Annotated in this window: 20 protein-coding genes; 13 read left to right on the top strand and 7 right to left on the bottom strand. The window is 72.2% G+C overall.

The features are described from left to right. Positions 1-5 precede the first annotated feature (5 nt). Both RYJ27_RS10700 and RYJ27_RS10695 read right to left on the bottom strand, forming a co-directional pair. Positions 6-1,037, bottom strand: a complete 1,032-nt coding sequence (locus tag RYJ27_RS10700; RefSeq protein WP_330170290.1) for an ATP-dependent DNA ligase — start codon at positions 1,035-1,037, stop codon at positions 6-8. A 25-nt stretch (positions 1,038-1,062) separates the two neighbouring features. Continuing rightward, on the bottom strand, positions 1,063-2,217 hold the full coding sequence (locus RYJ27_RS10695) for an AI-2E family transporter (RefSeq protein ID WP_330170289.1): 1,155 nt from the start codon (positions 2,215-2,217) through the stop codon (positions 1,063-1,065). Positions 2,218-2,256: 39 nt separating this feature from the next. Here RYJ27_RS10695 and RYJ27_RS10690 point away from each other — a divergent pair, with 39 nt between their 5' ends. After that, positions 2,257-2,439 carry a hypothetical protein gene (locus RYJ27_RS10690; RefSeq protein ID WP_330170288.1) on the top strand — a complete coding sequence of 61 codons (183 nt, stop codon included), beginning with the start codon at positions 2,257-2,259 and terminating at the stop codon, positions 2,437-2,439. A gap of 19 nt (positions 2,440-2,458) precedes the next feature. Here RYJ27_RS10690 and RYJ27_RS10685 read toward each other — a convergent pair whose 3' ends face one another. Then, positions 2,459-3,718, bottom strand: a complete 1,260-nt coding sequence (locus tag RYJ27_RS10685) for an acyl-CoA dehydrogenase family protein (RefSeq protein WP_330170287.1) — start codon at positions 3,716-3,718, stop codon at positions 2,459-2,461. Between the two features lie 74 nt (positions 3,719-3,792). Beyond that, complete coding sequence (locus tag RYJ27_RS10680; protein WP_330170286.1) at positions 3,793-4,467, bottom strand: TetR/AcrR family transcriptional regulator; 675 nt, start codon at positions 4,465-4,467, stop codon at positions 3,793-3,795. 135 nt (positions 4,468-4,602) lie between these two features. On the opposite strand from RYJ27_RS10680, the gene RYJ27_RS10675 reads away from it, so the two are divergent. The 12 genes from RYJ27_RS10675 to RYJ27_RS10620 all read left to right on the top strand — a co-directional run bounded on the left by RYJ27_RS10675 (position 4,603) and on the right by RYJ27_RS10620 (position 20,966). After that, positions 4,603-6,204 carry an FAD-dependent oxidoreductase gene (locus RYJ27_RS10675; RefSeq protein ID WP_330170285.1) on the top strand — a complete coding sequence of 534 codons (1,602 nt, stop codon included), beginning with the start codon at positions 4,603-4,605 and terminating at the stop codon, positions 6,202-6,204. An 82-nt stretch (positions 6,205-6,286) separates the two neighbouring features. Further along, positions 6,287-7,450 carry an ADP-forming succinate--CoA ligase subunit beta gene (gene sucC / locus RYJ27_RS10670; protein ID WP_330170284.1) on the top strand — a complete coding sequence of 388 codons (1,164 nt, stop codon included), beginning with the start codon at positions 6,287-6,289 and terminating at the stop codon, positions 7,448-7,450. A gap of 31 nt (positions 7,451-7,481) precedes the next feature. After that, positions 7,482-8,384 carry a succinate--CoA ligase subunit alpha gene (gene sucD, locus RYJ27_RS10665; RefSeq protein WP_330170283.1) on the top strand — a complete coding sequence of 301 codons (903 nt, stop codon included), beginning with the start codon at positions 7,482-7,484 and terminating at the stop codon, positions 8,382-8,384. A 73-nt stretch (positions 8,385-8,457) separates the two neighbouring features. Then, the gene (locus RYJ27_RS10660; protein ID WP_330170282.1) at positions 8,458-8,895 is read left to right on the top strand and encodes a nitroreductase family deazaflavin-dependent oxidoreductase; all 438 of its coding nucleotides are present in this window, start codon (positions 8,458-8,460) and stop codon (positions 8,893-8,895) included. A 91-nt stretch (positions 8,896-8,986) separates the two neighbouring features. Then, on the top strand, positions 8,987-10,282 hold the full coding sequence (locus tag RYJ27_RS10655; protein WP_330170281.1) for a cell division protein PerM: 1,296 nt from the start codon (positions 8,987-8,989) through the stop codon (positions 10,280-10,282). Between the two features lie 9 nt (positions 10,283-10,291). Further along, the gene (gene purN, locus RYJ27_RS10650) at positions 10,292-10,894 is read left to right on the top strand and encodes a phosphoribosylglycinamide formyltransferase (RefSeq protein ID WP_330170280.1); all 603 of its coding nucleotides are present in this window, start codon (positions 10,292-10,294) and stop codon (positions 10,892-10,894) included. 52 nt (positions 10,895-10,946) lie between these two features. Next, positions 10,947-12,554 (top strand): bifunctional phosphoribosylaminoimidazolecarboxamide formyltransferase/IMP cyclohydrolase, encoded by a 1,608-nt coding sequence (purH, locus tag RYJ27_RS10645; RefSeq protein WP_330170279.1) that lies wholly within the window; start codon positions 10,947-10,949, stop codon positions 12,552-12,554. 215 nt (positions 12,555-12,769) lie between these two features. Continuing rightward, positions 12,770-14,416 carry a DNA-3-methyladenine glycosylase 2 family protein gene (locus RYJ27_RS10640; RefSeq protein WP_330170278.1) on the top strand — a complete coding sequence of 549 codons (1,647 nt, stop codon included), beginning with the start codon at positions 12,770-12,772 and terminating at the stop codon, positions 14,414-14,416. Next, complete coding sequence (locus tag RYJ27_RS10635) at positions 14,416-14,910, top strand: methylated-DNA--[protein]-cysteine S-methyltransferase (RefSeq protein WP_330172048.1); 495 nt, start codon at positions 14,416-14,418, stop codon at positions 14,908-14,910. Before RYJ27_RS10640 ends, RYJ27_RS10635 begins: the two co-directional genes overlap by 1 nt. A 119-nt stretch (positions 14,911-15,029) precedes the next feature. Beyond that, complete coding sequence (locus RYJ27_RS10630) at positions 15,030-16,853, top strand: ABC transporter ATP-binding protein (protein WP_330170277.1); 1,824 nt, start codon at positions 15,030-15,032, stop codon at positions 16,851-16,853. Beyond that, positions 16,850-18,664: an ABC transporter ATP-binding protein gene (locus tag RYJ27_RS10625; protein ID WP_330170276.1), complete on the top strand. Its 1,815-nt coding sequence runs from the start codon at positions 16,850-16,852 to the stop codon at positions 18,662-18,664. Before RYJ27_RS10630 ends, RYJ27_RS10625 begins: the two co-directional genes overlap by 4 nt. An 82-nt stretch (positions 18,665-18,746) precedes the next feature. Beyond that, positions 18,747-20,966: an NADP-dependent isocitrate dehydrogenase gene (locus RYJ27_RS10620; RefSeq protein ID WP_330170275.1), complete on the top strand. Its 2,220-nt coding sequence runs from the start codon at positions 18,747-18,749 to the stop codon at positions 20,964-20,966. Positions 20,967-21,032: 66 nt separating this feature from the next. Here RYJ27_RS10620 and RYJ27_RS10615 read toward each other — a convergent pair whose 3' ends face one another. The 3 genes from RYJ27_RS10615 to RYJ27_RS10605 form a co-directional block, all read right to left on the bottom strand. After that, complete coding sequence (locus tag RYJ27_RS10615; protein ID WP_330170274.1) at positions 21,033-21,485, bottom strand: GNAT family N-acetyltransferase; 453 nt, start codon at positions 21,483-21,485, stop codon at positions 21,033-21,035. A gap of 43 nt (positions 21,486-21,528) precedes the next feature. Continuing rightward, positions 21,529-22,956 (bottom strand): L,D-transpeptidase, encoded by a 1,428-nt coding sequence (locus RYJ27_RS10610; protein ID WP_330170273.1) that lies wholly within the window; start codon positions 22,954-22,956, stop codon positions 21,529-21,531. Positions 22,957-23,050: 94 nt separating this feature from the next. Next, the gene (locus RYJ27_RS10605) at positions 23,051-23,509 is read right to left on the bottom strand and encodes a hypothetical protein (protein ID WP_330170272.1); all 459 of its coding nucleotides are present in this window, start codon (positions 23,507-23,509) and stop codon (positions 23,051-23,053) included. Positions 23,510-23,593 lie beyond the last annotated feature (84 nt).

The raw sequence follows: 23,593 nt of genomic DNA, 5'->3' as shown, positions 1-23,593 counted from the left end.
GATCCTCAGACCAGCACGCGCCCGAGGTCGTAGGCGGCGACCTGATCGAGCTGGTCGAAGCGACAGGATGCCGCGTCGCGGTCGGGCCGCCAGCGCTCGAACTGCACGGTGTGCCGGAATCGCATGCCCTCGAGCTGGTCGTATCGCACCTCGAGCACCCGCTCCGGTCGCAGCTTGACGAACGAGACGTCCTTGCCGCCGGAGAAACGCGAGCGATCGGACTCGCCCGTGACGGCGACCCCGTCGGCATCCCGCTCCACCAGCGGTGCGAGCTCGTCCACGAGCTCGAGCCGGCGCCGGTCGCTCCATGCGGCGACCCCGCCGACGCTGCGCAGGGTGCCGTCGGCGTCGTAGAGCCCCACCAGGAGCGACCCCACGCCGCGCCCGCTCTTGTGCACGCGGTATCCGATGGCGACGACGTCGGCGGTGCGCACGTGCTTGATCTTCAGCATCGCCCGCTTGCCCGGCGCGTACGGCTGATCGAGCGGCTTCGCGACCACGCCGTCGAGCCCCGCGCCCTCGAACCGTGCGAGCCAGTGCCGGGCGAGCGCGGCGTCCGTCGTCGTCCGGGTCAGGTGCAGGGGGTGCGGCACGCCCGCCATGAGTGCCTCGAGCCGCTCACGGCGCTCGGCGAAGGGGCGCTCCGCGATGTCCTCCGATCCGTCGACGAGGAGGTCGAACCCCACGATCATGGCGGGGGTCTCGGCGGCGAGCGTGCGCACGCGCGACTGCGCGGGGTGGATGCGCTGGGACAGCGCCTCCCAGTCCAGGCGCTGCGAGCCGGGCTCGCCGCGCGCGACGACGATCTCGCCGTCGACGAGGGCGGGGCGGGGCAGCAGCCGCGGGATCGCCTCGACGAGTTCGGGGAAGTAGCGGGTCAGGGGCTTGGCGCCTCGGGAGCCGAGCTCGACGCTCTCGCCGTCCCATGACACGAGCACACGGAACCCGTCCCACTTGGGCTCGAAGCTCAGCCCCGGCCGCTCGGGCACGTCGGCCACCGCCTTGGCCAGCATCGGTGCGGGGATCTCGTGCGGCATGTCCGGCTCCTGCTCCAGTCCCGGGCTACGCGACCTCTTCGGACCGCTTCTGGCGCGCCCAGCGGGCGGGGGTGTCCTCGCCGTCCCACACCTGCGCGATGCCCCAGGCGACCGCCGTGATGGGCACGGCGAGCACCGCGCCGAGGACGCCGCCGAGCACGGTGCCGATCGTCAGGGCGATCAGGACGACGAACGCGTGGAGCTTGAGCGTGCGGCCCATGAGCACGGGCTGCAGGAAGTTGCCCTCCAGCTGGTTGACGAGAACGACGATCCCGACGACGAAGAGGGCGTTGACGAGGCCGTTCGAGACGAGGGCGACGAGGGCGGCGAGGATGCCGGCGAGGGTCGCGCCGACGATCGGGATGAACGCCAGGAGGAAGACGAGCACGGCGAGGGGCAGGGCGAGGGGCACCTGGAGGATGACGAGGCCGATGCCGATCCCCACGGCGTCGACGAAGGCCACCGCCGCGGTGCCGCGGATGTAGGACCCGAGGGTCGTCACCGTCTTGTCGCCGATGCGGCGGGCCCGGGCGTAGTGGGCGCCGCGGAAGGGGCGAAGCAGGAACTCCCACAGCTGGGGGCCGTCCTTGAGGAAGAAGAAGAGGACGACGACGAGCAGCACGAAGCCGGTGATGAAGTTGGCGACCGCGCTCACGCCGGCCAGCGCGCCCGATCCGAACTGCGCGCTCGTGACGAAGTCGGTCGCGCTCGCGATCCACTCGTCGATCTGCGCCTGGTCGATCTCGAAGGGCAGCGTGCCGATCCATGCGATGACCTGCTGCACGCCCTCCTCGGCCTGCCCGTACAGCTCGTCCCACTGGTTGCGCACCGCCCACACGAGCAGCCAGCCGACGAGCCCGAGCAGCACGACGATGGTCAGCAGGGTCACGATCGTCGCCAGCAGGGAGGGCACGCCGTGCCGGCGCATCCACCCCATGACGGGAGCGAACGCGGAGGCGAGGATCAGGGCGATGACGACGGGGATCGTGACGACCGTGATCTGCTGCATGCCGACGATGAGCGCCGCGGCGATGAGCAGCACGACGATGATCTGCAGGGAGCGGATCGCGAGTCGGCCGAATCCGTCGGCCCACAGGCTCCACGGCGCGCGCCGCGCCTCGAGGTCGACGCGCGACCCCTCGAGCCTGACCGTGCGGGGCGTGGAGCCGAAGAGAGCCATACGACGACCGTAGCGGCGGACGTCGCGGCATCCCAGCCCTTGCCCGGCGATGCGCCGTGTGCCACTCTGAGGCCCGCCTCCGGGCCGCCCCCGTACCCCTGGGGGTGCCATGCTGCCGCCGCGGCTCTGCAGCAGGTCATCGACGGCGTGCGCGGCCTGGACATGGACGACGTGCGCCGGCAGATCGCCGACCAGCAGGCGGAGTCGCAGGACACGCCCTGACCCCCTCGTGGGGGCGCCCTCAGGCGAAGGCGCTCACCCCCGTGATGTCGCGGCCGATGAGCAGGGCCTGGACCGACTCGGTCCCCTCGTAGGTGTGGATCGCCTCGATGTCGGCCATGTGCTGCATCACGACGTTCTCGATCAGGATGCCGTTGCCGCCGAGCAGGTCGCGGGCGCTCGCCGCGATGCGCCGCGCCGCGCGGGTGTTGTGGAACTTCGCGAGCGACGCCTGGGTGGGGCGCAGGATGCCGGATGCCTCGAGGTCGGCGAGGCGGCGGCAGTAGAGCTGCATCGCCGTGAGCTCCTCGAGCATCCGCGCGAGCCTCTCCTGCACCATCTGGAACCTCGCGAGCGGCTTGCCGAACTGCGTGCGCTGGCGGGAGTACGACAGGGCGGCCTCGTAGCAGGCGGTGGCGTGCCCGAGCGCCGACCACGCGACCCCGGAGCGCGTTGCGTAGAGCACCGTCGAGGCGTCCTTGAAGGTGCGGGCGCCGGGAAGCATCGCCTCGAGCGGCACGTGCACGTCGTCGAGGGTGATGCGGGCCTGGTGGATGCCGCGCAGCGACACCTTGCCGAGGATCGGCGTCCCGGTGTAGCCCGGGCGGTCCTGCTCGACGAGGAAGCAGCGCACGGCTCCGTGGTCGTCGGCGCCGGGGTCGTCCACGCGTGCCCAGACGAAGGTCACGCCGCCCGACGCTCCGTTGCCGATCCACTTCTTCGCGCCCCGGATGACCCATTCGCCGCCGTCGTCGGTCCTCACGCGGCGGGCGGTCGTCTCGAGCGAGACGGAGTCGGAGCCGTGGTCGGGCTCCGTCAGCGCGAACGCGCCCAGCACCTCGGCGCGCGCGAGCGGCTGCAGCCACGCGGCCTTCTGCGCGTCGCTTCCGAACAGCGCGAGGGTGCGCAGGGCGAGCCCGCCCTGCACCGCGAGCATCGTCCCGAGGGATCCGTCCCCGCGGGAGAACTCCATGTTGACCAGCCCCGCCCCGAGCGGGCTCAGGCGCGTGAGCCCCGCGTGGTCGATGCCGTCGGTGACCAGGTCGAGCTCGCCCATCCGACGTGCGACGTCCAGCGGGTACTCGGCGCGGTCCCACGCCTCGCGCATGCGGGGCGCCACCTCGTCGACGAACGCCTGCGCGCGTTCCCAGACCGCCCGGTCCTCGTCCGCGACATCGGCGAAGACGGCGTAGTAGTCGGTGCCGAGGCGTGCGTCGACGTCGTAGGAGCGCACGCGCTCACCGGGCAGGGACTCGGCGTCGGCGCCGTCCGCGGTTGTCATGCCGGAAGGGTACTCCGCGGCATCCGATACCGGCAAACGCGGTACGCGGTTTCACCGGTACTCGAATCGCCGGGTCAGGCGTCCAGTTCCGCGCGCACGCGGCGGGCGATCTCGGCGGCCGGCATCGCGCGGGGGAAGACCGCGACGACGACGTCGTCGGGGGCGGCAGCGGCCGGCTCCGGGTGCACGCCGTAGCGGCGCAGGGCCTCGTCGAGCGCGTCCTTGAGCACCGACACGGGCACGCGCCTGGTGCCGCGCAGCAGGCGGCGCAGGACGTGGTTGTGGAGGGCCGTCACGAGCGCGGCGAACCCGACGGCGTCGATCGGCTCGACGTCGGGCAGCGCCTGGCGCAGATAGTCGTCGAACAGCCTCTCGTAGCGGAAGACCGTGACGATCTCGCGGTCGCGCAGGGCGGGCACGTGCCGGACGATCTCGTATCGCAGCCGCGCGACCTGCGGGTCGTGCGCGAAGTGCCGATAGGCGCGCAGCGAGGCCTCGCACACGGCGAGCCAGGGATTGTCGTGGCCGCGGCCGAGGTAGGCCCGAAGCTCGTCGAGCAGCGCCTCGTGATCGGCGAAGACGACATCCTCCTTGCCGCCGAACTGGCGGAAGAAGGTGGACCGCGAGACGCCCGCGGCCCTGGCGATCTGCTCGACCGAGGTCGCCTCAAACCCGTGCTGGGCGAACAGGTCGAGAGCCGCGGCGACGACGGTGGTGCGCGCGGCGGACGGGGACGGTGTCTCGCTCATCTCAATCGGCAAGCCTAGACCCGCACCGGGGGCGCCAACGGTATCGAGGACGCGACCGGAGGAACCCGGTTCCACCGCTCGCCGCGCTGTCAAGCCCGTTGTCGGCGGCGCGGGGACGCCGTTTCACTGAGCAGCATGTCATCGCTCTGGCGCGCAGGCCGCACTCCCGTCCCCTCGACACCGTTCGCCCCGGGGCGGCACGAGGTCGTCGTCGTCGGCGCCGGCATCACAGGACTCAGCACGGCGCTCATGCTCGCCCGCTCCGGCCGTGACGTGGCGGTCGTCGAGGCCGGCGACGTCGCCGAACTGTCGACGGGGGCGAACACGGGCAAGGTCTCCCTGCTGCAGGGGAGTGTGCTCGGGCAGCTCCGCCGGCACCACTCGGCGTCGCTCGTTCGCGCGTACGTCGACAGCAATCGCGCGGGGCAGGAATGGCTGACCGCGTTCGCGGAGGAGGAGGGGGTGCCCTTCACCCGTCGTGCCGCCTACTCCTTCGCCGAGTCGGCCGATGCCCTTCCGGGAGTGCGGGAGCAGATCCGCGCGGGCGTCGAGGCGGGACTGCCGGTGCAGTGGCGGGACGCGTCCGAGATCGAGGATGCGCCCTTCCCCGTCGCCGGCGCCGCCGTGCTCGAGAACCAGATCGCCATCGACCCGGTGGCCGTCGCCGATGCGCTGGCCCGCGCCTTCGTCGCCGCGGGCGGCACGCTGCACACTGCCACGCGCGTGTGCGATGTGCACGCCGTGCCGCACGCGATGGTTCAGACGGATGCCGGGGCGCTGCGCGCGGATCGCATCGTGCTCGCGACGGGCACCCCGATCATCGACCGTGGCCTGTACTTCGCCAAGACGCGGGGCATGCGCTCGCTGTGCGTCGCGTTCGACGTCGACGGCGGCGTTCCCGAAGGCATGTACCTCTCGCTCGACGAGCTGTCGCACTCCATCCGCGCCGTCTCGCCGGCCGACGGTCCGTCCGGGCGGGCGCGGCTGATCGTCGGCGGCGGTGGGCACCCCGTAGGCCGGACCCGCTCGGAGTCGGCTCTGTACGACGAGCTCGTCGACTGGACGAGCCGGCACTTCCCGGGTGCTCGCGAGACGCACCGCTGGTCGGCGCAGGACTACGAATCGCACAACCTCGTGCCCTTCGTCGGCGCGATGCCGCGGACGCTCGGCCGTGTGCGCTTCGCGACCGGGTTCAACAAGTGGGGCCTCACGAACGGGCCGGCGGCGGCGCTGCGCATCGCCGCCGAGATCGCGGGCGTCCCGTTCCGGGAGCGGCCCGCGTGGATGATCGCGCTCGGAACCCGACTCACCGTGCCGGCCGATCTGGGCCGCGGCCTCCGGGAGAACGCCCTCGTGGGGAGGGAGGCGGCGCGCGGCTGGACCCTCGCCGAGGCGACGCCCGTGCCGCTCCCGCGACCGGCGGAGGGGGAGGGGGCGGTCGGCAACCGCGCCGGTGTCCCCGTGGGCGTGTCCACCGTCGGCGGGGTCACCCGCGCCGTGAGCGCGGTCTGCCCGCACCTCGGCGGCGTGCTCGCGTGGAACGACGCCGAATGCACGTGGGACTGCCCTCTGCACGCCTCGCGCTTCGCACCCGACGGCACCCGTCTGGAGGGCCCCGCCGTCGAGGACCTGCGTCGGCTGGGACGCGGCGCGCTCGAGAGCGAGGGGAACGGCCAGGGAGGCGCCCCGGTGCGAACCGACGGCGCCGACGGTTCGAGGTCGCCCGCCCGCCGGTAGTAGGCTGGGGCACCGGTCGATATCTCGACGTCGAGACGTTTTCTCGCGTCTCGAACCCGTTGCCCACTGAAGGACGAGCTACGTGGATCTCTACGAGTACCAGGCACGCGATCTATTCGAGAAGTACGAGGTGCCGGTTCTCCCGGGCATCATCGCCGACACCGCCGAGGAGGCGAAGGCGGCAGCGGAGAAGATCGGCGGCGTCGTCGTCGTGAAGGCGCAGGTGAAGGTCGGCGGTCGCGGCAAGGCGGGCGGTGTGAAGGTCGCGAAGACCCCCGATGAGGCCTACGAGGCCGCGAAGCAGATCCTCGGCCTCGACATCAAGGGCCACGTCGTGGGACGCGTCATGGTCGCCGCGGGCGCCAGGATCGCCACGGAGTACTACTTCTCGGTGCTGCTCGACCGCGCCAACCGCTCGTACCTCAGCCTCGCCAGCGTCGAGGGCGGCATGGAGATCGAGCAGCTGGCGGTCGAGAAGCCCGAGGCGCTCGCGCGCATCGAGGTGAACCCGCTCACGGGCATCGACGCCGAGAAGGCGCTCGAGATCGCCAAGGCCGCGGGCTTCGACGACGATCTCGCCCCGAAGGTGGCCGACGTCTTCGTCAAGCTCTACGCCGTCTACACCGGCGAGGACGCCACGCTCGTCGAGGTCAACCCGCTCGTGCTGACGGAGGAGGGCGAGATCATCGCCCTCGACGGCAAGGTCTCGATCGACGAGAACGCCGCCTTCCGCCACCCCGACCACGAGGCGCTCGAGGACAAGGCCGCCGCCGATCCGCTCGAGGCGAAGGCGAAGGAGCACGACCTCAACTACGTCAAGCTCGACGGTCAGGTCGGCATCATCGGCAACGGTGCGGGCCTGGTCATGTCGACGCTCGACGTCGTCGCGTACGCCGGCGAGGCGCACGGCGGCGTGACCCCCGCCAACTTCCTCGACATCGGCGGCGGCGCCTCCGCGGCCGTCATGGCGGCGGGTCTGGACGTCATCCTCGGCGACCCGCAGGTCAAGAGCGTCTTCGTCAACGTCTTCGGCGGAATCACGGCGTGCGACGCCGTCGCGAACGGCATCGTCGGCGCGCTCGACACGCTCGGCGACACGGCGTCCAAGCCCCTCGTCGTGCGTCTCGACGGCAACCGGGTGGAGGAGGGCCGCGCGATCCTCCGCGACTACGCCCACCCGCTGGTGACCCTCGCCTCGACCATGGACGAGGGCGCCGACAAGGCCGCCGAGCTCGCCAACGCCTGACCCGAGACATCCCGAAAAGGAACGCAGAGAAATGTCGATCTTCCTCAACAAGGACTCCAAGGTCATCGTCCAGGGCATCACCGGCGGCGAGGGCACCAAGCACACGGCGCTCATGCTCAAGGCCGGCACGCAGGTCGTCGGCGGCGTCAACGCCCGCAAGGCCGGCACGACGGTGTCGCACACGGATGCCGAGGGCAACGCCGTCGAGCTGCCCGTCTTCGCCTCGGTCGGCGAGGCCATGGCCGCGACGGGCGCCGACGTGTCGATCGCGTTCGTCCCCGCCGCGTTCACGAAGGACGCCATGATCGAGGCCATCGACGCCGAGATCCCGCTGCTCGTCGTCATCACCGAGGGCGTGCCGGTCGGCGACAGTGCCGAGGCCTGGGCCTACGCCCAGAGCAAGGGCAACGCCACGCGCATCATCGGCCCGAACTGCCCCGGCATCATCACCCCCGGCGAGTCGCTCGTGGGCATCACGCCCGCGAACATCACCGGCAAGGGGCCGATCGGCCTCGTGTCGAAGTCGGGCACCCTGACCTACCAGATGATGTTCGAGCTGCGCGACCTCGGCTTCTCGACCGCGATCGGCATCGGCGGCGACCCCATCATCGGCACGACGCACATCGACGCGCTGGCGGCGTTCGAGGCCGACCCCGAGACGAAGGCGATCGTCATGATCGGCGAGATCGGCGGCGACGCCGAAGAGCGCGCGGCCGACTTCATCAAGGAAAACGTCACCAAGCCGGTCGTCGGATACGTCGCGGGCTTCACCGCCCCCGAGGGCAAGACGATGGGCCACGCCGGCGCGATCGTCTCCGGCTCCGCGGGCACGGCGCAGGCCAAGAAGGAGGCCCTCGAGGCCGCCGGGGTCAAGGTCGGCAAGACGCCCTCCGAGACCGCCGCTCTCATGCGCGAGATCATCGAAGGGCTCTGAGCCCCGATACCGCACGAAGGGGGTGGATGCCGCGGCATCCGCCCCCTTCGTCGTGTGCACGTATGCTGGCGCGATGCCCCTGAGCGGAGAATACCTACCCAGCACGGCCGAATGGGCGCGCACCCAGGCCGAGACCTACGAGGCCAGCGGCGGCACGGAGGGCAACCTGTTGCGCGGAGTGCCCGTCATCGTCCTCACGACCGTCGGTGCCAAGAGCGGCGGCCTGCGCAAGACGGCGCTCATGCGCGTCGAGCACGAGGGACGCTATGCCGTCGTGGCGTCCAAGGGCGGCGCCCCCGAGCCGCCGCAGTGGTACTGGAACATCCGCAAGAACCCCCATGTCGAGCTGCAGGACGGCGCCGACAAGCGGGACTACACGGCGCGCGAGCTCGAGGGCGCGGAGTACGACGAGTGGTGGGCCCGCGCCGCGGCGGTGTGGCCCGACTACGACGAGTACCGGCGCAAGACCGACCGCCGCATCCAGATGTTCGTGCTCGAACCGCTCGCCTGAGCGGGCCCGGGGGACCCGCCGCGGACCACGACTCGCGCGGCCCGCGGGTCGGTGCGGACCCACGACGGCCGGCGGGTAGGGTCGTGGCGGCATGAATCGCGTCCTCGTTGCTCTCCTGTGCGCCCTCGACGCCGCCCTCCAGGCGGCCGTGGGCCTCGCGGCGATCGCGGCACCCCTCACGCTGATCTGGGTGTTCGGATCGGGCGGCGCGGCCGACTGGGGTGCGCTGTGGCCGGCGACGGCGGCGATCTGGCAGCTCGGCCACCTCGTGCCCCAGCAGATCACGCTTCCCGACGAGCTCATCGTCGCGGGGATCTCGCCGGATGCCGCGGGCTTCGTGCTCTCGCTCGCGCCGCTCGCCGTGGCGCTGGCCTCCGCCGTCTTCGGGGCGCGTTCGGGGGCCCGGGCGGCCCGGTCCGGCTCGTGGCCGAGCGGACTAGGAGCCGCGGCGATCGTGTCGACCGCGGCATCCGCCCTCGTCGCGGTCACCTCTCTCAACCCCGTCGCGCAGCCCGTCCTCTGGCAGGCGATCGTCTTCCCGGCCGCGGTGTACGTCGCCGGCGTGCTGCTGGGCGCGCTGACGATCGCATGGCGCGACGGCGACGACGGCATCGTCGACCGCCTGCGCGGAGTGCTCGACCGACGCGCCGACCCGTGGCCCGAGCTGCCGGGAATCGTCGCGCGCGCCGGCGCCATCTCCGTGCTCGGCCTGGTGGGGCTCGGCGCGGTGGGCCTGGCCGTGGCCGTCTTCGCCTCCGGCGCCGACATCATCGCGCTCTACCAGGCGGGCAACGTCGACGCGCTCGGCGCGGGCGTGCTGACCCTCGCGCAGCTGGCGTACGTGCCCACGCTGGTCGTATGGGCGCTGGCCTGGGTCTCGGGGGTGGGCTTCTGGCTCGGGGAGGGGGCCCCGGTCAGCCCCGCAGGCACGGAGGCGGGCCTCGTCCCCGGCATCCCCGTGCTCGGCGCCCTGCCCGAGGTGTCGTCGCCGTGGCTGCTCCTCGTAGCCCTGCTGCCGGTGGGCGTGGGGGCCTTCGCGGGCTGGGTGGCGCGGTCGGATCTCGCCGCGATCCTCGTCGTCCCGCGCGCGGCCCGCGACTCCCGCCGTACGCACGGCACGTCGGGCGATCCGTGGGGCCCGCGCATCGCCGCCGCCCTGGCGATCCCCGCCGTGACCGCCGCCGCGGCGGCCGGCCTCGCGGCCGCGGCGCACGGGGCGATGGGTCCCGGGCGGCTGGCGGAGGTCGGCCCCCACCCCGGGGCGGTCGCCCTCGCCGTGGGGATCGAGGTGCTCATCGGCTGCGCGATCCTCCTGTTGTCCCCGCGCGCGCTGACCGCGCGCCCGGCGGCGCACGAGCGCCCGGCGGAGCACGCGGCGCCCCACTAGACTTGCCGGGTGCTCACGGTTGCCGTTCTCATCTCGGGCACGGGATCCAACCTCCGTGCTCTCCTCGAGGCCGCGAGCCACCCCGATTACCCCGCCCGCATCGTGGCGGTGGGGGCCGACCGCGAGGCCGAGGGCTTCGCGCACGCGCAGCACTTCGGCATCCCCACGTTCCTCGTCCCCTACGAGCAGTTCGAGAGCCGGGCGGCGTGGGGGGAGGAGCTCTCCCGGCAGCTCGCGGTGTGGTCCCCCGACCTCGTCGTGCTGAGCGGGCTCATGAGGCTTCTGCCGAGCGGCGTCGTCGCCGCGCACGCGCCGCGCCTCATCAACACGCACCCGGCGTTTCTGCCCGAGTTCCCCGGGGCCCACGCCGTGCGCGACGCCCTCGCCGCCGGCGCGACGCAGACCGGTGCGAGCGTCATCGTCGTCGACGCCGGCGTCGACACGGGCCCCGTGCTGGCCCAGGAGCGCATCGCCGTCGTGCCCGGCGACACCGAGCACACGCTGCACGAGCGGATCAAGCCCGTCGAGCGGCGCCTGCTCATCGACGTCGTGCGCGACATCGCCGAGGGCGCGATCGACCTGACCGCGATTTCCGCGGCATCCCGACCCTGACACCCCGGGGCGGCATCGTCCGCCCGTACCGCCCACCCGCGAAGGAGCAGCCATGGCAGGCCCCCGTCACGACCCGACCCTCTACCGCGACCGGGACATCGTCCCGATCCGCCGCGCACTCGTCTCGGTGAGCGACAAGACCGCCCTGCTCGAACTCGCGGCGGCGCTCTCCGAGGCGGGTGTCGAGATCGTCTCGACGGGCTCGACCGCCTCGACCGTCCGCGACGCCGGGTACGCCGTCACCGACGTCTCGAGCGTCACGGGCTTCCCCGAGTCGCTCGACGGCCGCGTGAAGACCCTGCACCCGAGCGTGCACGCGGGCCTTCTCGCCGACCTGCGCCTGGAGGACCACGAGCGGCAGCTGGGCGAGCTCGGCATCGCGCCGTTCGAGCTCGTCGTGGTGAACCTGTACCCGTTCGTCGAGACCGTCGCCTCGGGAGCCGAGGGCGACGACGTCGTCGAGCAGATCGACATCGGCGGCCCGGCGATGGTGCGCGCGTCGGCGAAGAACCACGCGAACGTCGCCATCGTCGTCTCGCCCGAGTCGTACCCGGCGATCATCGAGGCGGTGCGCACGGGCGGCACGAGCCTCAGCCAGCGCCGCGAGCTCGCGGCCCGTGCGTTCGCGCACACCGCCGCGTACGACACGGCCGTCGCGGCGTGGTTCGCGGAGGGCACGCTGGCCGACGACGTCGACCTGCCCGCGCACCTCACGATCAAGGCCGAGCGCCTGGCCAACCTGCGCTACGGCGAGAACTCGCACCAGCGTGCCGCGATCTACACGCGCCTGGGCGGCCACGGCATCGCGCAGGCGACGCAGCTGCAGGGCAAGGAGATGAGCTACAACAATTACGTCGATGCGGACGCAGCGCTGCGGGCCGCGTTCGACATGGTCAAGCCGGCGGTCGCGATCATCAAGCACGCCAACCCCTGCGGTATCGCGGTGGCCGCCCCCAACGCGCTCGACCCGATCGCGAGCGCACACCTGCGCGCGCACGAGTGCGACCCGGTCTCGGCCTTCGGCGGGGTCATCGCCGCCAACCGGCCCGTCACGCTCAAGATGGCCGAGAACCTGCGCGACATCTTCACCGAGGTGATCGTGGCGCCCGCGTTCGAGCCGGCCGCCCTGCAGGTCTTCGCCGAGAAGAAGAACCTGCGCCTGCTCCAGCTCCCCGCCGACTGGGAGCAGGAGAAGATGGACGTCCGGCTCGTGTCGGGCGGGCTCCTGCTGCAGGACGCCGACCGCTTCCCGAGCGACATCGACGCCGTCGCGAAGGACTGGGAGCTGGTCTCGGGCGAGCGGCCCGCCGACGAGGAGATGACGAACCTCATCTTCGCGTGGAAGGCCTGCCGTGCCGTGAAGTCCAACGCGATCGTGCTGGCGCAGAACTCCGCGACCGTCGGGATCGGGATGGGGCAGGTCAACCGCGTGGACTCCTGCCGCCTGGCGATCGAGCGGGCGGGCGACCGCGCGGCCGGCTCCGTAGCGGCATCCGACGCCTTCTTCCCGTTCGCGGATGGGCCGGCGGTGCTGATCGAGGGCGGGATCCGCGCGATCGTGCAGCCCGGCGGATCGGTGCGCGACGACGAGGTCATCAAGGCGGCCCAGGCTGCCGGCGTGACGATGTTCTTCACGGGGGAGCGGCACTTCTTCCACTGATCCGGGCTTCCGCCCGCGGCGGACAGTACTCCGGAAGGATCGCGCGCTGCGGGGGCTGTCGGGCGGTTCCCCGCGCGGCGGCGGCAATCCCTCCGGAGTGTTGTCCTCCCCGCAGCGGACCCCCCTCCCGGGCGGACCGCCGCGGGGAGGGCAGCCGCCGCAGCCGTGTCCGATTTCCGCGAGCGGATGCCGCGCTCCCGTGTCAGGCTGAGGGCATGACATCGTCCGCGAACGCCACGCCGAGGCACCCGGCGATGTCGTTCGACGAGCGCTACCGCGCGATCTCGTCGCGCGATACGCGCTTCGACGGGCAGTTCGTCACGGCCGTGCGCACGACGGGCATCTACTGCCGACCGAGCTGCCCGGCGCGCACGCCGAAGCCGGGGAACGTGTCCTTCTTCGCCACGAGCGCCGCCGCGCACGAGGCCGGGTACCGTGCCTGCAAGCGGTGCCTGCCCGAGGCCGCACCGGGCTCGCCCGCGTGGGACCTGCGGGGGGATGCCGCATCGCGCGCCATGCGCCTGATCGCCGACGGCGTCATCGAGCGCGAGGGTGTTCCCGGGCTCGCCCGCCGCCTGGGGTATTCGACGCGCCACCTCACGCGGATGCTCACGGAGGAGCTCGGCGCCGGCCCCGTCGCCCTCGCGCGGGCGCACCGCGCGCAGACCGCGCGCATGCTGCTCGTGGGCACCGAGCTGACCATGGCGGACGTGGCGTTCTCGGCGGGCTTCGCGAGCGTGCGGCAGTTCAACGACACGGTGCGCGAGATCTTCGGGCTCACGCCGTCGCAGCTGCGCGCGCGGCGTCCCCGCGCCGCGGGCGACCCCTTCGGTGCGCCGGGCGGGGTGAGCCTGGCCCTGCCGCGCCGGGACCCGTTCGACGCCGCCGGCCTGTTCGCGTGGATGTCGGCGCGGGCCCTCCCGGGCGTCGAGGTCGCGACGGCCGACTCCTTCGCCCGCACGGTGCGGCTTCCGGGCGGGCCCGCGCGCTTCCGCGTGCACGACGACGGATCGCGGCTGCGGCTGCACGCGACACTCGCCCGCCTGGGGGATCTGCCGGTGCTCGTCGCGCGCGTGCGGCGACTGTTCGACCTCGACGCCGACCCCGTGGCGATCGACGCCGCCCTCGCCGCCGTGCCGGCGCTGCGCGGATCCGTCCGTGGCGTGCCGGGGCTCCGGGTGCCCGGTGCCGCCGATCCCGCCGAGATGCTCGTGCGGGCCATGATCGGCCAGCAGGTGTCGGTCGCGGCGGCGCGCACGGCGCTCACGCGGCTCGCCGCCGCGCTGGGCGAGCGGATGCCGCAGCCCCCCGCGGACCCCGGCGACGCCCCTGCCGACTCGGGCGACGCCCGCGCCGTGCCCGGGCCGACGCTGCTCTTCCCGACCCCCGCGGCCATCGCCGAGCGGGGCGGCGAGGTGCTGCGGGGCCCCGCCGCGCGCGTGCGTGCCATCGTGTCCGCAGCCGAGGCCCTCGCCGGCGGCTCGCTCGAACTCTCGCCGGGCGACGATCCCGCCGCGCAGCGGGCCGCGCTGATCGCCCTGCCCGGCATCGGGCCGTGGACGGCCGACTACGTGCGCATGCGCGTGACGGGCGATCCCGACGTCCTCCTGCCGGGCGATGTCGCGGCGCGGGCGGGCGCGGCGGCGCTCGGGGTGCCCGCCGATGCGAGGGGGCTCACCGAGTGGGCGACGAGGGCCGCCCCGTGGCGGTCGTACCTCATGGGCCACCTCTGGCGCGCCGCCCTCCCGCGGGCCGCCGCTCGCCCGCAGGCCGCCCCCCGCCCTCCCGCCCCGGAGCCCCCGAGCGCGCCCGACACAACCGACCCGTTCTCCCTCGCCCCTCTCGAGAGGACCCCCGCATGATCACGGCGATGATCCAGACGATCGACACCCCTGACGGGCCCTTCACCCTGCTGGCCGACGAGCGGGGGCGCGTGCTCGCCTCGGGCTGGACGGACGCGCCCGAGGCGGTGCTCGCGCGGATCGCCCCCGCCGCGCGCCCCGATCGGCTCGAACGCGGGCAGACGGATGCCGCGTCCGCCGTCCGCGCGTACTACGCGGGCGATCTGCGGGCGATCGACGCGGTCGAGGTCGTCCACACCGGCACCCCGCTCCAACGCCGCGGGTGGGCGGCACTGCGGCGCATCCCGCCGGGGAGGGCGCTGACGTACACGGCCTTCGCGGCGGCGTTCGGATCGCCCGCGGCCGTGCGGGCCGCGGCATCCATCTGCGCCCGCAACGCCCCCGCGCTCTTCGTGCCATGCCACCGCGTGCTCCGCGCGGACGGATCGCTGGGCGGGTTCGCGTGGGGGCTCGAGGTGAAGCGGGCGCTGCTCGACCGCGAGCGCGCAGCCTGACCCTTGCCGTCCGCGAAAGGCGAGGAATAAGCTGGAGGGCTGTCTTCGCGGATCCTCCGAGGCGGCCTCTCTCCGTGCGCCCGATCCCGGCGCCGCCGCTCCGCCTTCCCACAAGGATCATGACCTCCACCGCCGAAACGTCCCGCTCCGACCTGTCCACGCTCCGCTCCCTCGCGAGGCTCATCCCGTTCGCCCGCCCCGTCATCCCGCGGCTGGCGCTCGGCGCGGCGAGCGCGCTCGGCGCCGCGCTCCTGGCCCTGTCGATCCCACTGGTGCTCGAGGCGGTCGTCGCCGGCCCGATCCAGAGCGGCGAGTCCGCGCAGATCGCGTGGGGGGCCGCGATCATCCTCGTGCTGGGCCTCGCCGAGGCGGCGATGGTGTGGCTGCGGCGGTGGTTCGTGCTCGCGCCCGCGACGATGGTCGAGTACGACCTGCGTCACACGTTCTTCCGGCGCCTGCAGCGCCTGCCCGTCTCGTTCCACGACCGCTGGCAGTCGGGGCAGCTGCTCAGCCGCATGATGCAGGACATCTCGATGCTGCGACGGTGGCTGGCGTTCGGCATCGTGCTGCTCGTCGTCAACGTGCTCACGATCGTCGTCGGCACGGCGCTGCTGTTCCGGTGGCACTGGCTGCTGGGCACCGTCTTCCTCGCCGTCTCGGCGCCGCTCTGGTACGCGGGCTACCGCTTCGAGAAGACCTACGGAACGCTCGCCCGGCAGAGCCAGGATCAGGCCGGCGACCTCGCCACCTCGGTCGAGGAGAGCGTGCACGGCATCCGGGTGCTCAAGGCCTTCGGTCGCGGGTCGCACGCCCTGAGGAAGTTCACGCGGCAGGCCGAGACCCTGCGCGAGACCGAGCTCGGCAAGGCCCGCGCGATCGGCTGGATCTGGTTCTGGCTCGTGCTGCTGCCCGACATCGCCTTCGCGCTGTGCCTGGGCGCGGGCATCGCGCTCACCGCGCTCGGGCAGTTGCAGTCCGCGGAGCTCGTGGCGTTCTTCGCAATGGCGACGGTGCTGCGGTGGCCGATGGAGTCGATCGGGTTCCTGTTCTCGTTCACGCTCGACGCCCGCACGGCGACCGACCGGCTCTTCGAGGTGTTCGACGAGGAGAACACGATCACCGACCCCGCGCGGCCGCGGACGATCGCCGAGCCCCGCGGCGAGCTCGCCTTCGAGGGGGTGCACTTCCGGTATCAGGATGCCGCGGAGGGCGAGCGCGACCTGCTCGACGGCATCGACCTCGTGCTGCGCCCCGGCGAGACGATGGCCCTCGTGGGCCTCACTGGCTCGGGCAAGACGACGCTGACGACGCTTCCCACCCGGCTCTACGACGTCACGGGCGGGCGGGTGACCCTCGACGGCGTCGACGTGCGCGACCTGACGCTCGACGAGCTGCGCACCCACGTGGGCATGGCCTTCGAGGACGCGACGCTCTTCTCGCAGACCGTGCGCGGCAACGTGCTGCTCGGGCGCCAGGACCTCGAGCCCGGCAGCGAGGAGGCCGAGCGCGTGCTGCGCGAGGCGCTGGATGTCGCGCAGGCGGGCTTCGTCGATGCGCTCCCCGACGGGGTCGACACCGTGATCGGCGAGGAGGGCCTGTCCCTCTCCGGCGGTCAGCGTCAGCGGCTCGCCCTGGCACGGGCGGTCGCGGCGCGGCCCACCGTGCTCGTTCTCGACGACCCGCTCTCGGCGCTCGACGTCGACACCGAGTCGCTCGTCGAGGACGCGCTGCGCGAGGTGCTGCACGCCACGACGGCGCTCGTGGTCGCCCACCGGCCCTCCACGGTGACGCTCGCAGATCGCGTCGCGCTGCTCGAGCGGGGGCGCATCACCGCCGTCGGCACGCACTCCGAGCTGCTGCGGACGAGCGCGCACTACCGGCACGTCATCTCGAGCCTGGAGGACGAGCAGGCCCGGCAGCGGGAGAGCGGGGTGAACCTGTGAGCACCACCGTCACCGGCACGAGCGGCGAGGACCGCTCCGACTACACGCGTGCCGAGAGCCGTTCGATCCGTCGCCGCTCCCTGCGCCTGCTGGGCACGCTCGTCACGCCCGTCCGGGGGCACCTGATCCTCGCGGCGGTCGTGCTCGTCGTCTCCACGGCCTTCCGGGTCGCCGGCCCCGCCCTCATCGCCTACGGGATCGACACGGCGCTGCCGGCGGTCATCGAGCGGGCCGACTGGCTGCCCACCGCGGGTGTCGTGGGGGTGTACCTGATCACGGCGATCGCGGGTGCGGCGCTCATCGCCTGGTACGTCGTCGTCGCCGCGCGGCTGACGCAGGCGATCCTGCTCGACCTGCGCAAGCGGATCTTCCTCCACACGCAGCGGCTCAGTCTCGAATTCCACGAGTCCTACACGTCGGGCCGCATCATCTCGCGCCAGACGAGCGACCTCGACACGATCCGCGAGCTGCTCGACGGCGGCCTCAACGAGCTCGTCTCCGGAGTGCTGTACGGCGGATTCACCCTCGTCGCGCTGCTGCTGCTGGACTGGCAGTCGGGCGTCATCCTCGTCGTGATGGGGCTGCCTCTCCTGATGCTCATGCGCTGGTTCTACATGCGCTCGCAGCGGGTGTACCGCGAGTCGCGCGTCGTCAGCGCGAGGGTCATCGTCACGTTCGTCGAGACGATGACCGGCATCCGCGCCGTCAAGGCGTTCCGCCGCGAGAAGCCGGGCGATGTGCAGTTCGGCGACCTGTCGATGCAGTACCGCGACGTGAACATGCGCTCGATCCGCCTGTTCGGCACGTTCGAGCCGGGACTCATGGCGATCGCATCGGTGTCCCTCGCGCTCGTCGTGGCGTGGGGCGGCATCCGGGTCGCCGAGGGCGGGATCGCGGTGGGCGTGCTGATCGCGGCGGTGCTGTACGTGCGCAACTTCTTCTCGCCGCTGCAGGAGGTGGCGTTCTTCCTCAACTCCTACCAGTCCGCCACCGCCGCCCTCGAGAAGGTGTCGGGGGTCCTGGAGGAGGTGCCGACGGTACCCGATCCCCGCGAGCCGGAGGACCTGTGGACCGCCCGCGGTCACGTGCGGTTCGAGAACGTGCGCTTCGGGTACGCCGACGACCGCGTCATCCTGCCCGACTTCTCGCTCGACCTGCCCGCGGGTCAGACCGTCGCGCTGGTGGGCACCACCGGCGCGGGCAAGTCGACGCTGGCCAAGCTCGTCTCGCGGTTCTACGACCCGAGCAGCGGTCGGGTCACGCTCGACGGCGTCGACCTGCGGCGGCTGCACCCGAAGGACCTGCGCCGCGCGATCGTCATGGTGACGCAGGAGGCGTACCTCTTCAGCGGGACCGTCGCCGACAACATCGCGCTCGGCAAGCCCGACGCGACGCTCGACGAGATCCGCGCCGCCGCCCGCGCGGTGGGCGCCGACTCCTTCATCGAGCGCCTGCCCGACGGGTACGACACCGACGTGAACAAGCGCGGCGGGCGGGTCTCGGCGGGGCAGCGTCAGCTCATCTCGTTCGCGCGTGCCTTCCTCGCCGACCCCGCGGTGCTGATCCTCGACGAGGCCACCGCCTCGCTGGACATCCCCAGCGAGCGGCTCATCCAGAACGCCCTGCAGACGCTGTTGGCCGATCGCACCGCCATCATCATCGCCCACCGCCTGTCGACGGTCGCGATCGCCGATCGCGTGCTCGTCATGGAGCACGGGCGCATCGTCGAGGATGACGCACCGGACGCGCTCATCGCCGGAACCGGCCGGTTCGCGCGACTGCACGCCGCGTGGCGGGAATCGCTCGTGTGAGCGCGGGAAACTCTCTCGACATCGAGAGAGTTTCCCGCGCTGCGATAGGGTTGTGGGCGGCCCCGAACGAAAGACGACACAGGTGACCGACTCGACAATCATCTACACGTACACCGATGAAGCACCGGCTCTCGCGACGGCGTCGTTCCTGCCGATCGTGCAGGCCGTGACGGCCCAGGCCGGCGTCGAGGTCCAGACGCGGGACATCTCCCTCGCCGGCCGCATCCTCGCCGCGTTCCCGCAGAAGCTCACGCCGGAGCAGCAGGTGGGTGACGCGCTCGCGGAGCTCGGCGGGCTCGCCACCCTCCCCGAGGCGAACATCATCAAGCTGCCCAACATCTCGGCATCCATCCCGCAGCTGAAGGCCGCCATCGCCGAGCTGCAGGCCTCCGGCTACGACATCCCGGCCTACCCGGACGAGCCCGCCACGCTCGAGCAGAAGGACATCCGCGCCCGCTACGACCGCATCAAGGGCTCGGCCGTGAACCCCGTCCTCCGCGAGGGCAACAGCGACCGCCGTGCGCCCCTGTCGGTGAAGAACTACGCGCGCAAGCACCCCCACCGCAACAAGCCGTTCGCGGAGGGCTCCAAGACGCGGGTCGCCACGATGGGCCGCGACGACTTCCGCTCCAATGAGAAGTCGGTCGTCATGGAATCCGACGACGTGCTGACGATCCGCCACATCGCCGAGGACGGCGCCGAGACGGTGCTGAAGGAGGGCCTGAAGGTCCTGCCCGGCGAGATCGTGGACGCGACGTTCCTCTCCGCCGCGGCGCTCGACGCCTTCCTGGCTGAGACCCTCCGCCAGGCGGCCGCGGACGACGTGCTGTACTCCGTGCACCTCAAGGCCACGATGATGAAGGTCAGCGATCCGATCATCTTCGGCCACGTCGTGAAGGCGTACTTCGCCGAGGTCTTCCGCACACACGGCGAGACGCTCCGCGCGGCGGGCCTGTCCCCCAACGACGGGCTCGGCGCGATCCTCTCCGGCCTGCCCTCGGTGCCCGGGGGCGACGCCATCGCGGCAGACATCACGGCGGCGCTCGCGGCCGGCCCGCGCCTGTCGTACGTCAACTCCGACAAGGGGATCACGAACCTCCACGTGCCCTCCGACGTCATCGTCGACGCGTCGATGCCCGCGCTCGTGCGCAACGGCGGGAAGCTGTGGGGCGCCGACGGCGCCGAGGACGACACGCTCGCCGTCATCCCCGACTCGTCCTACGCGGGCGTGTACCAGGCGACGATCGAGGACGTCATCGCGCACGGTCCGCTCGACCCTGCCACGATCGGCACCGTGCCGAACGTCGGGCTGATGGCCCAGGCGGCCGAGGAGTACGGCAGCCACGACAAGACGTTCGAGATCGCCTCGGCCGGACGCGTGCAGGTCGTCGACGGGCGGGGCGACGTGCTCATCGAGCACACCGTCCAGCCGGGCGACATCTGGCGTGCCACGCAGACGAAGGACGTCGCGATCCGCGACTGGGTCAAGCTCGCCGTCACGCGTGCCCGCGCCACGGGATCGCCCGCCGTGTTCTGGCTCAACCCCGACCGCTCGCACGATGCCGCGCTCATCGAGAAGGTGCACGCCTACCTCGGCGAGCACGACACCGACGGGCTCCAAATCGAGATCCTGGCTCCCGAGGAGGCCACGCGCTTCTCCCTCGAGCGGATGCGCCGGGGCCTGGACACCATCTCGGTGACGGGGAACGTGCTGCGCGACTACCTCACGGACCTCTTCCCGATCCTCGAGGTCGGCACGAGCGCCAAGATGCTCTCGATCGTTCCGCTGCTCGCGGGGGGCGGGCTCTTCGAGACCGGTGCCGGCGGCTCCGCGCCCAAGCACGTGCAGCAGCTCGTCGCGGAGAACTACCTGCGCTGGGACTCGCTGGGCGAGTTCTTCGCGCTCGCGGCCTCGCTCGAGCACCTCGCCGGGTACACCGACAACCCGAAGGCGAAGGTGCTGGCCGACACGCTGGATGCCGCGACCGGCACGTTCCTCGAGAACGACAAGTCGCCTGGGCGGGCCCTGGGCACCATCGACAACCGCGGCAGCCACTTCTACCTCGCGCTCTACTGGGTGCAGGAGCTCGCCGCGCAGGACCAGGACGCCGAGCTCGCGGCGGCGTTCGCTCCGGTGGCGGCCGAGCTCGCCGAGAAGGAGCAGGCCATCGTCGATGAGCTGCTGGCCGTGCAGGGCAAGCCCGCCGACATCGGCGGCTACTACCGCCCCGACCCCGCCAAGGCGGCGGCCGTGATGCGCCCCTCGAAGACCCTCAACGCGATCATCGACGCGCTGTCGTAGACCGCGACGACGAAGGGGGTGGATGCCGCGGCATCCACCCCCTTCGTCGCTCGTGTCCGTGCGCGATTACAGGCGAATCTCCGCGATCGTCTCGCCGTACTCCGTCTCGCCGACCGGGGAGAAGCCCACGCGCCGGAAGAACGCCTCGGGGCCCTGTTCGCCGGCTTCGTAGATGACGTAGAGGCAGGTCTGCCCGCGCCGACGAGCCTCCTCGAGGAGGCCCTCCACGGCGAAGCGCCCGACACCGCGGCCCTGGTCGTCGGCGTCGACGTTGATGCGAAGGAGGATCGACCGGAAGTAGTCCTCGGGGGCTTCGTCGTCGAAGCTTCCGCTGACGAAGCCGACGACCTCGTCGCCGTCGACGACCACGCGCTGCCAGCTCGTGGCGGGATTCACGACGGTGGCGGCGATCCCGTAGGAGACCGGCGCGAGGAACTGCTCCTGCCCGGGTTTGAGCGACAGATTGTTCACCGCGACGATCGTCGCGGCGGAGAGTTCGACCAGTCTCAGCTCCGGCATACCACTCAGGCTAACGTGAACCGGCGCCGAACGCCCGCGCGGATCAGGCGTGGACCCAGACGTCGGTGCCGACCGGGGCCCAGTCGTAGATGACCTTGGCGAGGCTCGTCGGCATCCCGACGCAGCCGTGGCTCGTGGGCGTGCCCCAGTTGCGGTGCCAATAGACGGCGTGGAACGCCTGATCGCCCGAGAAATAGGAGACCCACTCCACGTCGGGCTGGAGGTAGCCGACCTGGTCGTTGCCCATGTCCTGCACCCGCACTTTGGCCTGCACCTTGTGGTAGCCGATGTTGGTCTCCCACCCGGACTTGCCGCTGGAGATCAGCCAGGAGTCGATGACGGCGCCGTTCTCCTTGAGGTAGACGCGCTGGTCCGACAGGTCAACCTCGAGCAGCCTCGCGAGCGAGGTCGTCTCGAACTGCGTCTCGCTCACCGGGAGTGCGAACATGGCGTCGCCGCCGGCCAGCTGTGTCGCGTAGTCCGAGGCCATCCCGGTGGTGTCGGCGAGCTCTCGACCCGTCTGCCCCTCGGTCTCCGCCCGGAGGACATCGCCGTCGGAGTCGGTGATGACGGTGGCGTTCACCGGGGCGCGGTTGACCGCCTCGGCGAGCCCCGCCATGGCGGCCTCGATCGCGGCCTCGTCGGCAGTGAGATCGATGCGGCCCTGCTCGGGGTCGGGCGTCAGCGTCAGCCAGGAGGCGGTCTGGTCGGCGGGGATCGCGACCGTGCGCTCCTCTCCGACGTAGAAGCCCGCCGTGGCGAGGACCGCGTTCAGCTCGTCGGCGCGAGCCGCGGCCGCCTCGGTCGTGATGGCGGCCTCCAGCTCGACCAGATCCGTCGACAGCGTGCCGGGGGCGGCCGCCAGCAGGGCGTCGCGGTACGCGTCCTCCGCTGCGGCGGCGTCCACGCCCAGTCCGGGCACGGCGGGCGTGACGACGTAGAGGTCGGCGGCGTCGTCGTAGGCCACCACGGCGTCGACGGGGGCCTCCCACACGGAGGCGAAGCCGTCGGCCAGCGCCGCGGTGGTCGCGTCGGGATCGATCGTGGGCGCGGTGCGGTCGGTCTCCGGGAACCACCCGCCGACCTGCCACAGCGGGTGCGCGGCGAGTGCCTCGCGGGCGAGTTCCTCGGCGGGCAGCGATGCGCCGAGGTCGGCGCCGGTGATGGTCGCGGTGACGCCGTCGGCGGTGATCTCCACGGCCGTGGAACCGATGCCGTCGGAGATCGTGGATGCCGCGGCATCCACCGTGAGGCCGCCCACCGGCACACCGGCCACCGTCACTCCCGGGGCGATGAGGGTCGTGCCGAAGTACCAGCCGGCTGCGGCGACGCCCGCGAGAGGGATGCCGATCCACAGCAGCAGCGGCCAGCGCCTGCGGCGGGTCGGCGAGGGTGCCGGAGCCCATTCCAGGCGCGGCTCATCGCCGTCGTGCGCGCCCTGATCGGACGCGGTGGTCACCAGATCCGTCATAGCGGGCCCCCCTCGCTGCGCGCGAGTGCGCGTCGCATCGATTGTAGGCGACCGTATATCACGTTCCGGCAACGGTTGCCGGAGAGTGCCGGGTCTACTCGAGGCAGAGGCGCTGGAACTCGGTGAAGCTCGCCTGCATCTCGGTGCCGACGCTCTCGAGCTCGGTGAGCTTCGTCGAGTCGCCGGCGGCGAGGGCGTCCATCGCCTCCGCCACGGTGGCGAGCGCGGTCTCGAGGTCGGGAAGCACGTCCGCGACCTCCGGGTTGCCGATGCGGCCGGCCTCCTCGCCGAGGGCTTCGCCGGCGGCCTGGAAGGCCTCCACGGCGGCGGCGGGATCCTCCATCGAGATACCCTCGAACTCCGCGACGGCGCCCTCGATCGTGTCGTTGACGATCGAGCAGGCCTCGTCGACGGTCTGCTCCGAGGACGCGGAGCCGCCCGCATCGGAGCCCGATCCGCCGTCGGAGCCGTTCTCCGGCGCCCCGCCCGTGCAGGCGGTCAGGCCGAAGAGGGCGATGCCGGCGATGGCCAGCGCGGTGAGTCGAGTCTTCATCAGTTCCCCTGTCGTCCCGGTCCACCCTACGCGGGACTGCGGCGGGTACCCTCCGGTCCGGTGCGCCGTCAATACCCGGATTCC

It is taken from the genome of Microbacterium limosum, assembly GCF_036324365.1.
GTDB classification, from domain to species: Bacteria; Actinomycetota; Actinomycetes; order Actinomycetales; family Microbacteriaceae; genus Microbacterium; species Microbacterium limosum.
Note: the sequence above shows the minus strand (reverse complement) of the source record. Positions and strands in the feature narration are given on the sequence as shown.

Excerpts from the sequence above, each read along its gene's own strand:
- RYJ27_RS10700 (WP_330170290.1), bottom strand. The coding sequence starts at position 1,037 with ATGCCGCACGAGATCCCCGCACCGATGCTGGCCAAGGCGGTGGCCGAC.
- RYJ27_RS10695 (WP_330170289.1), bottom strand. The coding sequence starts at position 2,217 with ATGGCTCTCTTCGGCTCCACGCCCCGCACGGTCAGGCTCGAGGGGTCG.
- RYJ27_RS10685 (WP_330170287.1), bottom strand. The coding sequence starts at position 3,718 with ATGACAACCGCGGACGGCGCCGACGCCGAGTCCCTGCCCGGTGAGCGC.
- RYJ27_RS10680 (WP_330170286.1), bottom strand. The coding sequence starts at position 4,467 with ATGAGCGAGACACCGTCCCCGTCCGCCGCGCGCACCACCGTCGTCGCC.
- RYJ27_RS10675 (WP_330170285.1), top strand. The coding sequence starts at position 4,603 with ATGTCATCGCTCTGGCGCGCAGGCCGCACTCCCGTCCCCTCGACACCG.
- sucD (WP_330170283.1), top strand. The coding sequence starts at position 7,482 with ATGTCGATCTTCCTCAACAAGGACTCCAAGGTCATCGTCCAGGGCATC.
- RYJ27_RS10660 (WP_330170282.1), top strand. The coding sequence starts at position 8,458 with ATGCCCCTGAGCGGAGAATACCTACCCAGCACGGCCGAATGGGCGCGC.
- RYJ27_RS10655 (WP_330170281.1), top strand. The coding sequence starts at position 8,987 with ATGAATCGCGTCCTCGTTGCTCTCCTGTGCGCCCTCGACGCCGCCCTC.
- purH (WP_330170279.1), top strand. The coding sequence starts at position 10,947 with ATGGCAGGCCCCCGTCACGACCCGACCCTCTACCGCGACCGGGACATC.
- RYJ27_RS10640 (WP_330170278.1), top strand. The coding sequence starts at position 12,770 with ATGACATCGTCCGCGAACGCCACGCCGAGGCACCCGGCGATGTCGTTC.
- RYJ27_RS10630 (WP_330170277.1), top strand. The coding sequence starts at position 15,030 with ATGACCTCCACCGCCGAAACGTCCCGCTCCGACCTGTCCACGCTCCGC.
- RYJ27_RS10615 (WP_330170274.1), bottom strand. The coding sequence starts at position 21,485 with ATGCCGGAGCTGAGACTGGTCGAACTCTCCGCCGCGACGATCGTCGCG.
- RYJ27_RS10610 (WP_330170273.1), bottom strand. The coding sequence starts at position 22,956 with ATGACGGATCTGGTGACCACCGCGTCCGATCAGGGCGCGCACGACGGC.
- RYJ27_RS10605 (WP_330170272.1), bottom strand. The coding sequence starts at position 23,509 with ATGAAGACTCGACTCACCGCGCTGGCCATCGCCGGCATCGCCCTCTTC.